General features: G+C 65.0%; 11 protein-coding genes. 6 read left to right on the top strand and 5 right to left on the bottom strand.

What is annotated here, in order from left to right:
* Positions 1 to 105: 105 nt before the first annotated feature.
* From EDE08_RS35685 to ctrA, 4 genes are all read right to left on the bottom strand, one after another.
* Positions 106 to 1,266, bottom strand: coding sequence for a glutathionylspermidine synthase family protein (locus tag EDE08_RS35685; RefSeq protein WP_131874790.1), 1,161 nt, complete (start codon positions 1,264 to 1,266; stop codon positions 106 to 108).
* A 3-nt stretch (positions 1,267 to 1,269) separates the two neighbouring features.
* The gene (locus EDE08_RS35680) at positions 1,270 to 1,653 is read right to left on the bottom strand and encodes a hypothetical protein (protein ID WP_131874791.1); all 384 of its coding nucleotides are present in this window, start codon (positions 1,651 to 1,653) and stop codon (positions 1,270 to 1,272) included.
* Position 1,654: 1 nt separating this feature from the next.
* Positions 1,655 to 2,059, bottom strand: a complete 405-nt coding sequence (locus EDE08_RS35675; protein WP_131874792.1) for a DUF350 domain-containing protein — start codon at positions 2,057 to 2,059, stop codon at positions 1,655 to 1,657.
* 395 nt (positions 2,060 to 2,454) lie between these two features.
* The gene (gene ctrA / locus EDE08_RS35670; RefSeq protein WP_016848562.1) at positions 2,455 to 3,156 is read right to left on the bottom strand and encodes a response regulator transcription factor CtrA; all 702 of its coding nucleotides are present in this window, start codon (positions 3,154 to 3,156) and stop codon (positions 2,455 to 2,457) included.
* Positions 3,157 to 3,557: 401 nt separating this feature from the next.
* Between ctrA and fliI the strand changes: the two genes are divergently transcribed.
* The 6 genes from fliI to EDE08_RS35640 all read left to right on the top strand — a co-directional run bounded on the left by fliI (position 3,558) and on the right by EDE08_RS35640 (position 9,855).
* Positions 3,558 to 4,883 carry a flagellar protein export ATPase FliI gene (gene fliI, locus EDE08_RS35665; RefSeq protein WP_131874793.1) on the top strand — a complete coding sequence of 442 codons (1,326 nt, stop codon included), beginning with the start codon at positions 3,558 to 3,560 and terminating at the stop codon, positions 4,881 to 4,883.
* Positions 4,884 to 5,004: 121 nt separating this feature from the next.
* Positions 5,005 to 5,424: a flagellar export protein FliJ gene (gene fliJ, locus EDE08_RS35660; protein WP_011084990.1), complete on the top strand. Its 420-nt coding sequence runs from the start codon at positions 5,005 to 5,007 to the stop codon at positions 5,422 to 5,424.
* Between the two features lie 318 nt (positions 5,425 to 5,742).
* On the top strand, positions 5,743 to 6,288 hold the full coding sequence (locus tag EDE08_RS35655) for a sigma-70 family RNA polymerase sigma factor (protein ID WP_061879405.1): 546 nt from the start codon (positions 5,743 to 5,745) through the stop codon (positions 6,286 to 6,288).
* Between the two features lie 37 nt (positions 6,289 to 6,325).
* Positions 6,326 to 7,384 carry an anti-sigma factor gene (locus EDE08_RS35650; protein WP_131874814.1) on the top strand — a complete coding sequence of 353 codons (1,059 nt, stop codon included), beginning with the start codon at positions 6,326 to 6,328 and terminating at the stop codon, positions 7,382 to 7,384.
* A gap of 176 nt (positions 7,385 to 7,560) precedes the next feature.
* Positions 7,561 to 8,520, top strand: coding sequence for a helix-turn-helix transcriptional regulator (locus EDE08_RS35645; RefSeq protein ID WP_131874794.1), 960 nt, complete (start codon positions 7,561 to 7,563; stop codon positions 8,518 to 8,520).
* Between the two features lie 114 nt (positions 8,521 to 8,634).
* Positions 8,635 to 9,855, top strand: a complete 1,221-nt coding sequence (locus EDE08_RS35640) for an NAD(P)/FAD-dependent oxidoreductase (RefSeq protein WP_131874795.1) — start codon at positions 8,635 to 8,637, stop codon at positions 9,853 to 9,855.
* A 189-nt stretch (positions 9,856 to 10,044) separates the two neighbouring features.
* Here the strand turns inward: EDE08_RS35640 and EDE08_RS35635 are convergent, their stop codons facing one another.
* Entirely contained in the window at positions 10,045 to 10,245 is a 201-nt protein-coding gene (locus EDE08_RS35635) for a hypothetical protein (protein ID WP_131874796.1), read from the bottom strand.
* Positions 10,246 to 10,538 lie beyond the last annotated feature (293 nt).

Raw genomic sequence — 10,538 nt, 5'->3', positions numbered from 1 at the left:
CGATAGAGAACTGTCACCCATCCATCCGGTCTACTGTGTTACCTATCTATCCGGTCTGGACATCGCGCCACCTTCTCCCACAAGGGGAGAAGGAAGAAAACCATCTCACAAGATCGCGTGCGGCAGAAACCGCGAGTGGTTGCCCGTGATCGGACTTTCGTCCTCGCGGATCGAGAGGCCGCAGGGCTCGTGGTTCACCAGCCAGCTTCCCACCGCCGGATAGAAGCCGGAGAAGTTCGGCAGCGGCGACAATGACTGGCGCACGAAACCTTCGGCGCCGTAGGGACCCGCCTGCTCGTCGAGCGGCATCCCGCCGGACACCAGCGTGACGTTGGCGCCTTCGCGCGACAGCAGCGGCTTGCGGACATAGGACGTTCCGAGTTCCGCGGCGCGCGGATCGTCCTCGAAGAAGGCCGGCAGCAGATTGGGATGGTTCGGAAACATCTCCCAGAGCAGCGGCAGGATTCCCTTGTTGGAGAGCACCGCCTTCCACGGCGGCTCGATCCAGCGCGTGGTTGCGTCCTTGAGCTTTGCACCGAACGCGTCCTGGAACATCCACTCCCAGGGATAGAGCTTGAAGGCCAGCGCGATGTCGCCATCGTCGAGATCCACGAAGCCGCCGCCTTCGTCGCGCCAGCCGACCTCTTCGATGTCGAGCAGCCTGGTCGAGAGCCCGGCCTGGCGCGCGGTGTCTTCGAGATAAGCGAGCGTGCCGGCGTCTTCCTCGTTGCCCGTGATGCCGGTGAGATGGACGTGGTGGCCGGCCGCGATCTCCTTCCACGCCGCGATCAGCCGCTCATGGATGGAGTTGAACTGATCGGCGCGCGACGGGATGATGCGCCGCTCGATCGCCTGTTCGAGCCAGGTCCATTGAAACACTGCGGCCTCGAAGATCGAGGTCGGCGTATCCGCGTTGTATTCGAGCAGCTTTGCCGGACCTTTGCCGTCGAACTTCAGGTCGAGCCGGCCGTAAAGGCTGCGGTCGTCGCGCTCCCAGCTCTCGGCGATCAGGCTCCAGAACGCTTCCGGTATCTTCAGGCGCCGCAGGTCGCGCTCGTCGCCGATGACGCGGCCGGCGAGCTCCAGGCACATCGCGTCGATCTCGCCGGTCGGCGCCTCGATGCCGCGCTCGATCTCGTCGAGCGTGAAGCCGTAATAGGCGCTCTCGTCCCAATAGCGTTCGCCGTCGATGGTGTGGAAGACGAAGCCGCATTGCTCGGCGGTCTGCCGCCAGTCGTCACGCTCGGGACAGGCGATGCGTTGCATGGATCAGCCGCCGCCCGAGAAGCCATGGCCGAACGAGCCGAAGCCGCCGCGGCTCACGCTGCTGTGGCCGACATCGGACGACGTGCTTGACGAGGGATGGCTCGAGGAGTCGCTGCTGAAAAAGCTCGATCGCGACGACCAGCGCGAGCCGCTGCTGCCCGAAGAACTGCTGCTAGTGCAGGTCGTCGTCGTCTGCCCCGGCACGGCGCCCGGCGTGGGTTCGCAATTTTGCCGCGGCATCAAGGTGTAGGCGGTGGTGCCGACCGCGAGCGTGCCCATCACCAGAAGCGCGACATGGCCGGAGCGCTTCACCGGCGGGCGCGGCGGCGCCGGCTCGGCGACCGGCCGGCGCTTGCCGAAGTCCTTCTTGGAGGGTTTGTCGGCCATGTCAGTAGATCATGCTGGCGGCGTTGAGCAGCCCCGCGGCGAGCGAGGACAGGCCGAGCCAGATCGCGGGGGCAAGCTCGCCGGCATCGATGCGCTTCGACAGGTTCGGCACCGGAACCTTGACGAGATAGAACACGATGACCTGCACGATGAGCGCGATGGTCGCCCAGATCAGGCAGTCCAGCACGTTGGCCGAATGCGCGATCGCGCTCACCAGCGGCGCCACGAAGCCGAGCAGGCTGAGCCCGAGCGCGATCGCCGCGGCCGGCTCGTTGTCGCGGATGAGCTGGAATTCGTTGTGGGCCGTGATGCGGGTGTAGACGAACAGATAGGCCACGATCGCGATCAACCCGGTGCAGAAATAGACCAGGAAGGCGGGCAGGCCGGCGAGTGATTGCAGGATCATCGTTCCCCCATCGTGCAGCGACCATTCGTCGGCAGGGGAAGGCTAGTGGTTCAAACGTTAGTGAGGGATGAAGTCGCATCAGCAGGATTGCTGCACCGATTTCGCTGCGGCCATACTTCGAGACGCCCGCCATTGGCGGGCCCTCAGGATGAGGACCGCGTGAGCTGCGCCAGTTTCAACGAGCACCACTGCCTCTTAGCCTCATCCTGAGGAGCGCGCCCTTGCGCGCGTCTCGAAGGACGAGGCGCGCGCTCAGGTCTTGCAAAATGCGATAGCGGCAATCCCGCGCTTTCGGGAAAGCGCGAAGGCGCCCACAAAAACAAAAACCCCGCCATTTGCGGCGGGGTCCAGGCTGGGAGGAGCGAGACCGGAGGCTCGCGACGTAACCCAGAAGATCAGGCGGGGATGCGCTCGTCGGCCTCGTGCGGCTCGCGCAGCACGTAGCCGCGGCCCCACACGGTCTCGATGAAATTGCGGCCCTCGGAGGCGTTGGCGAGCTTCTTGCGCAGCTTGCAGATGAAGACGTCGATGATCTTCAGCTCCGGCTCGTCCATGCCGCCATAGAGGTGGTTGAGGAACATTTCCTTGGTGAGGGTCGTGCCCTTGCGGAGCGAGAGGAGCTCCAGCATCTGATATTCCTTGCCGGTCAGATGCACGCGCTGGCCGCCGACTTCGACGGTCTTGGTGTCGAGGTTGACGACGAGGTCGCCGGTCTGGATGACCGACTGGGCATGGCCCTTGGAGCGGCGCACGATCGCGTGGATGCGGGCCACCAGCTCGTCCTTGTGGAAGGGCTTGGTCATGTAGTCGTCGGCGCCGACGCCGAGACCCTTGACCTTGTCCTCAATGCCGGCGAGGCCGGAGAGGATCAGAATCGGTGTCTTGATTTTGGAAACCCGGAGCTGCTTGAGCACGTCGTAGCCGGACATGTCGGGCAGATTGAGGTCGAGGAGAATAATGTCGTAATCGTATAGTTTACCGAGATCGACGCCTTCTTCCCCCAAATCGGTCGTGTAGACGTTGAAGCTCTCTGACTTCAACATCAGCTCGATCGACTGCGCGACGGCGCTGTCATCTTCAATCAGCAAAACGCGCATGCCAGTTCCCCATAGTCGCCGCTCCTGGGCGTCAGGTCGGCCGCATTCGCGGCACTCAACAAAACGCCTTTGAACAACTGATTCGGATCCTGACGACAGATGGTTAACAAACTCTGATTCTGGAACGCAAGTCCCCACGGTGCAATTTTTGCCGAATCGCCCTAAGGTCTTGCGTATGAAGCAGCTTTCGTTACCCGATTCCGTTCAAGCTCCACTTTAAGAGACGGGCCTAACCGACTCCCGCGACTCAGCCTTCTTCTGAAGGGGAGTCACGCTCAGTCACAAAGACAGTGACGCAATGATTAATGATGCGGGTAAACACGAGGTTAAGCGCCGTTCAGAAATGTGGCGAAACTTAAGGCTTTCACCGTGATGCCCCGGATGACGAAGGCGACCACCTTATGAAGGCTCTTGCCGAACAGATCGGCGACATCGACGGTGTCAATATTTACGGCCGCGTGGTCGGGGTCCGCGGCCTGATGGTCGAGGTGGCCGGTCCGATTCACGCCATGTCCGTCGGCGCACGGCTCGTGATCGAGACCGGCGCCAACCGCACCATTCCCTGCGAAGTGATCGGCTTCTCCGGCAACAATGCCGTCGTGATGCCGTTCGCCGGCCTCGACGGCGTGCGCCGCGGCTGCAAGGCGGTGATTGCCAATGCCGCCAATCAGGTGCGGCCGTCCGCAGCCTGGCTCGGCCGCGTCGTCAATGCGCTGGCCGAGCCGATCGACGGCAAGGGGCCGCTGCCGCAAGGCTCTTCGCCGATGCCGTTCCGCAATACGCCGCCGCCGGCGCATTCGCGCAAGCGCGTCGGCGCGCCGCTCGATCTCGGCGTGCGTGCGATGAACACCTTCCTCACCTGCTGCCGCGGCCAGCGCATGGGCATCTTCGCGGGGTCCGGCGTCGGCAAGTCGGTGCTGCTCTCGATGCTCGCGCGCAACGTCGATGCCGCCGTCAGTGTCATCGGGCTGATCGGCGAACGCGGGCGCGAGGTTCAGGAATTCCTGCAGGACGATCTCGGCGAGGAGGGCCTCGCGCGTTCGGTCGTGGTGGTCGCCACCTCCGACGAGCCCGCGCTGATGCGCCGCCAGGCGGCGTATCTGACGCTCGCGATCGCCGAATATTTTCGCGACGAGGACAAGGACGTGCTCTGCCTGATGGACTCGGTGACGCGCTTTGCCATGGCCCAGCGCGAGATCGGCCTGTCCGCCGGCGAGCCGCCGACAGCCAAGGGCTATACGCCGACCGTCTTCACCGAGTTGCCGAAGCTGCTGGAGCGGGCCGGGCCGGGCCTGGGGGAGGGTGCAATCACCGCGATCTTCACGGTGCTGGTCGACGGCGACGACCATAATGAGCCGATCGCGGATGCGGTCCGGGGCATCCTCGACGGCCACATCGTGATGCAGCGCTCGATCGCCGAGCGCGGCCGTTACCCCGCGATCAACATCCTCAAATCGGTCTCGCGCACCATGCCGAAATCGGCGGATCCGCAGTTCTGGCCCGTCATCCAGCGGGCGCGCCAGGTGATGGCGACCTATGCCGACATGGAGGAATTGATCCGGCTCGGCGCCTACCGCGCCGGCTCCAGCCCGGAGGTCGACGAGGCGATCCGGCTCCACGAGCCGCTGGAGGCCTTCCTGCGCCAGCGCAAGGACGAGAATGCATCCCTGGCGGACGGCTACCGCCAATTGGCGCAGATCCTCGGCAATTTGGAAACGGAACGCTAACTTTGTCAGGTCATCATCCGTTCCCACAGAGTAGCAGAGCCGGTCTTGGCCTCAATCGGGCCTGGGGGGCGACCGGTGCCGTCCCACGTGCAGCGGGGGGACTTCTGGGGAGTACGAGTCGATGAAGTCACGAGATACGCTTATCCGCCTGAAGAAGTTTCAGGTCGACGAGAAGCGCCGCCGGGTCACCCAGATCGAGACCATGATCGCCGACTTCCAGCGGATGTCGGTCGATCTCGAACGCGAGATCCAGACCGAGCAGGAGCGTGCCGGGATCAACGATCCCTCGCACTTCGCCTATCCGACCTATGCCAAGGCCGCGATCCAGCGCCGCGAGAACCTGACCCGTTCAGCCGATGAGCTGAAGGGCCAGCTCGACGAAGCCAAGGCCGCCCTGGCCGAGGCCTTCGAGGAACTGAAGAAGGTCGAGCTCCTGGACGAGCGCGACCAGGCCCGCGAGCGCGCCGAGGAAAACGCCCGTGAGCAGGCCGACCTCGACAGCATCGGCCTGATGCGGGCCCGCATCGGCGCGGTAGCCTGAGCCGGCCGGCAGCCAGACCACGTTGGAATTTGCCAAGCCCGGACCCGCAAGGTCCGGGTTTTCGTATGTGCTGTCCACAGCGGGGCACCGCGCCCCTTGGTGGTCGGCTTTGCCCCGCGCTATGGTGGCCGCGATGAATGCTGTGCCAGCGACGGCGGTGTCCACCTCTCCCTTGGGAGAGGTCGGCGCGGAGCGTCGGGTGAGGGGTGACGGTCCCCCATTTGCCCTGCGCCCCCTCACCCGATTTGCTGCGCAAATCGACCTCTCCCCGGTGGGGAGAGGTGAAAGGAAGCGGCAGGCCGCGCGTTGGGGGGCTGAATGCTGACGCCAGCGGAGCTGGTCGAGTTGATCGAGGCGGTGGCGAAGGGCGATCAAGCCGCGTTCGAGCGCCTCTACGCCGCCACGCGCGCGAAACTCTATGGCGTCGTGCTCCGTATCTTGCGCCGACAGGATCTCGCAGAGGAGGTCATCCAGGAGACCTACGTCAAGATCTGGAACAGCGCCGGCCGGTTCAATTCGGCCTTGTCGTCGCCGATCACGTGGATGGCCTCGATCGCGCGCAACCGCGCAATCGACATCGTGCGCAAGAAGTCGGAAGTCTCCATCGAGGAAGAGCCTCAGGCGATGGAGGTCGCGGCCGAGAGTCCCGATCCGCTGGCGCGCCGCGAGATGACCGAGGAGCTGAAGCGGCTCCTGGAATGTATCGGCCGGCTCGAGCCGGACCGTCAGAGGCTCGTGCTTCTCGCCTATTACAACGGCTGGAGCCGCGAGCAATTGGCGGAGAAATTCGCCGCGCCCGTCAACACGGTGAAGACGTGGCTCCGGCGCAGCATGCTGGATATTCGGGAGTGCCTCGGGCTGTGATGGCCTGATGATGAGGATGGTTCTGGGACCGCAATTGATGGCCTACACGGAGGATCATATCGCGCTCGCCGCGGAATACGCGCTCGGTACGCTCGACGCCGATGAGCGTGCGCAGGTCGAGGCCATGATGGCGCTTGACGAGGCGTTCGCCGGTATCGTGCAGTCCTGGTCCTATCGACTTGGCGCGCTCAACCAGATGGTCGGCTCGGTCGAGCCGCGTCCGGTCGTGTGGGAGAACATCAAGTCCGAAATCGCGCGCACCGCGCTTGCGCAGGAGCCGCCTGCACCTGCCGAAGCTTCGCCGCCGCCTGCGCCCATGCCGGACCTGCCCGCGGAGGAAGCTGCGACGTCGGAATCTTCCGCGGAGAACGGGCTCCCGCAGACATCGCATCCCGCCGCGGAGCAGCCCGGGTCGTCGCGCCCCGAACCCGATGCCATCCCGGACATCGCGCCGCAATTTATTCCGCAGGTCCATGCTCCGGATATCAATGTTTTGCGCGCACAGCTGGCGCCGGTCGTCGATGGTGACGTGATCCGCCTCGAGGGACGCGTGAAGCGCTGGCGCAACATTGCATCCGTCGTCGGCGCGCTCGCGGCCGCGCTGCTCGTGACGCTGTCGCTTCAGATATTCCTGCCTGATGCGCTGCCGGGCGTCTTGCGTCCTGCGCCCCGCATCCAGACGGTCGAGGTGAAAACTCCGGCCGCGCCGCTCGCCGCCTCCGCGCAATATGTCGCGCTGCTGCAGGACCAGGGCGGCGGCCCCGCCTTCATCCTTACCATCGATGGCGCGACGCGGAATTTCACGGTGCGGAAAGTCGGTGCGACGCCGGAGCCCGGCAAGAGTTTCGAGCTCTGGCTGATCTCGGACAAGCTGCCGCGCCCGCGCTCGCTCGGCGTCATCGGGGCCGGCGATTTCACCGCGCGTCCGCTGCTCGCCTCCTACGATGCCGATGTCGTCAACGGCGCCACCTACGCCGTCACCGTCGAACAGGCCGGTGGCTCGCCGAACGGCCAGCCCACCTCGGCCCCGGTGTTTTCCGGCAAGCTGATCGAGACCGTGCCGCCGGCCCAGCCCCAGGCGCCCGCGACGAAGTAATTCCGTAGCCGATATCGCCGGACGATGCGGGCTACGAATTGTCGCCACGGTCCGTCCCGTCGTCGTATCCCGACAACTCCCTCCGAATCCACCCGCGATTTGAACCTCCGCCCGATCCCGGGCGTCAAATCCCCGGAATTTGAAGTCGGCGATGCCGGAGAGGGCGAGAGAATCAGATGGATGCAGCGAGAACGCCGGGCATCTTCCTTCACCAATATGCGGGGCTGCCGCACGGCCCGGCGTTCGAAGACTGGCGCGGGCGGGCCTTCGGTCGTTGCGGCCTCGACATTGGGCCGAGCCAGGGCGACAGCATCGATTGCCGGCTCCAGGTCAGCGTCATCGACAACATCGTGCTCGCCATTCCGGAAGGCGCCTCCGCGCAATATTCCCGTACGCAGAGCCACCTCGCCGACGGCAGCGACGACCTCGTCCTGATCGCGGCGCATGCGGGGCTCGTCCGCGTCGGACAGAATGGGCATACCGTGGAGCTCACGCCCGCGCAGATGGTGCTCGTCGACATGAGCATCACCGGCACCGTCGGCCACACCGACGAAGACCGCTTCACCACCATTCGCATGCCGCGCCGTGCGCTGCTCGACATCAATCCGCGCGCCGAGGACAAGCTCTCGCAGGTGCTCTGCGACGGCGCCGTCGCCGAGACCATCCTCCGCTACCATGCGCTCGCCGCCAACCACGCGCCGCATCTCGATGCGGTAGGCCAGCGCCTGACGGCGCAGCATATGGTCGATCTCGTCGGTCTCCTGCTCGGCACCGATGCGGAGCATGCAAGCCGGGCACACGGCCGCGGGCAGGCGGCGGCTCGCCTCGATCTGATGCGCGCCGACGTGATGGCCTCGCTCGGCCGCAATGACCTCTGCCTCGCCGAAGTCGCGACGCGCTCAGGACTGAGCCCGCGCCAGGCACAGCGCCTGTTCGAGCAGGCCGGCACGACCTTCACCGAATTCGTGCTGGAGCAGCGCCTGCTCCAGGCCCGCAAGCTGCTCGGTGATCCCCGCGCCAGGGCGCGCAAGATCAGCGACATCGCGCATTCGTCCGGCTTCTCCGATCTGTCCTATTTCAATCGCGCCTTTCGCAAGCGCTTCGGGGCGACGCCGTCGGAGCTGCGCGAGGCGTAAGTCGCGATTTCGTGCGGCGGTGCGGGCGCTGCCGCATTTGGTCGACGCCGGCCGTTGAGCTAGTCTGTCCAGGCGGCGAGACCGCAGGATCCTCTGGAAGGTGTGCAGGCGGACATGGCGCGTATCGTCGTGCTCGGTGCCGGATTTGCAGGCCTGTGGGCGGCCATCGGCGCTGCGCGCAAGCGCGACGAGATCGGCGCGAGCGACCGCGACATCGAGATCCGTGTCATCGAGCGCAACCCCTATCACAATATCCGTGTGCGCAACTACGAGGCCGATCTCGGCGAGGTCGCGCTGCCGCTGCCGCAACTGCTCGATCCGATCGGTGTCGGCCACGGCCTCGGCGAGGTCGAGGCCATCGATCCGGTACGGCGCGAGATCTCGCTCGTCACCAGCAGCGGCAAGGAGGCGCTGGGCTATGATCGCCTCGTGCTGGCGCTCGGCAGCGAGCTGATGCGCCCCGACATTCCCGGCCTTGCCGCGCACGCCTTCGACGTCGATACCTATGCCGCGGCGCTCCGCCTCGAAGAACATCTGGTTTCGCTTGGCCGCAGCGCGCCGTGTCCGGAACGTTCAACGGTGGTGGTGGTCGGCGCCGGCTTCACCGGCATCGAGGTCGCAGCCGAGATGCCTGACCGGTTGGCGCGTGCGGGCATCAGCGGCAGCCGCCGCATCATCCTGGTCGATCCCAATCCAGCGGTCGGCGCCACGATCGGCGCGCATGCGCGCCCGGTCGTCGAGACGGCCCTGGCTGCGCTCGACATCGAGACGCGGCTCGGTGTGCGTGTCGTGTCGATCGAGGCCGCTGGCATGCGCCTGAACTCGGGCGAGTTCATTGCGGCGCAGACGGTGATCTGGTGTGCGGGCATGCGTGCAAGCCCCTTGGCAGCGAGCTTTCCGGGCGCACGCGATCGCCTCGGGCGCCTTCTGGTCGATCCCTTGATGCGGGTTGCGGATGTCGGCGGCGTGTTCGCGGCGGGCGACATTGCTTCGAGCGTGATCGACGGGTTGCATCCGACCGTGATGTCCTGTCAGTTCGCCCGCCCCATGGGCCGCTTCGCAGGCCACAACGTGGTGGCCGATCTCGTCGGCCTGCCCATGCTGCCGCTGCGGATCGACTGGTACGTCACCGTGCTCGATCTCGGCGGCTGGGGTGCGCTCTATACGGAGGGGTGGGATCGCAAGGTCCGTGCCATCGGCGCGGCCGCAAAGGCGACCAAGCAGACCATCAACCGCAAGCGGATCTATCCGCCGCTGACCGGGAGCAAGGACGAGCTGTTCGCTGCCGCAGCGCCGACCGTGCAGGCGCCGCCGCCGACTTATGGCGGGCGGTGATAATCTGATTGATGCTGGTTGGAGGACGTCGGCTGAGTGTGCCCCAAGATACCCCCAGACATGAGAAAGCGCCCGTGGGGGGCGGGCGCTTTCTGTAGTCGACTTGGGGTTGGGGTCGTCTACATATCCACGTGGCGACTTTGGGGGGCTGGTAAAGAGCCGCGTGAATTCCTGAAACTCTGGATCTCCTTATCGAACGAGAGATGTGTCCGAACTGGTGACAACGACCGGCTTGCCGGCCTTGATGACGCGGGCGGTCTGGGTCAAACCTTCATCCGAACCCGAACGCGCCGTAATGCCGAGACCTGCCACCGCGATCCCCGCGACGAGGGCCACGACCACGATTTTCAAGTGGGTCGAGCGATCTGCGCTGTAGATCGAGTGGTTCATGGAAGCCTCCTGCCGCCACCTACCCGAAGTAGTCGCCAGCCAGTTCAGGCAGGTTCATGCTTCCGGTGCCCAACAACCTAGTATTGGCGGGATTCGTTCCCAAGGGGCGATCACAAGAGCGTGATAGGACGTGAAAGGTCGCGATCGAAGGCGATCCGGGATCGTTCGATTATATAATTATTTCAATGATATAGTTTGCAGATTGGGCGTCTTGGCAGCGTTTGGTCGACAGGGCGCCGGGAACTCAAAAACCATTTGCCTGTGGCTGAAAAACACACGGCTTCTTAAGGCAA

Origin of the sequence: Bradyrhizobium sp. R2.2-H (genome assembly GCF_004346455.1) — a bacterium.
GTDB classification, from domain to species: Bacteria; Pseudomonadota; Alphaproteobacteria; order Rhizobiales; family Xanthobacteraceae; genus Bradyrhizobium; species Bradyrhizobium diversitatis.
This window is presented reverse-complemented; position numbering and strand designations above follow the sequence as displayed.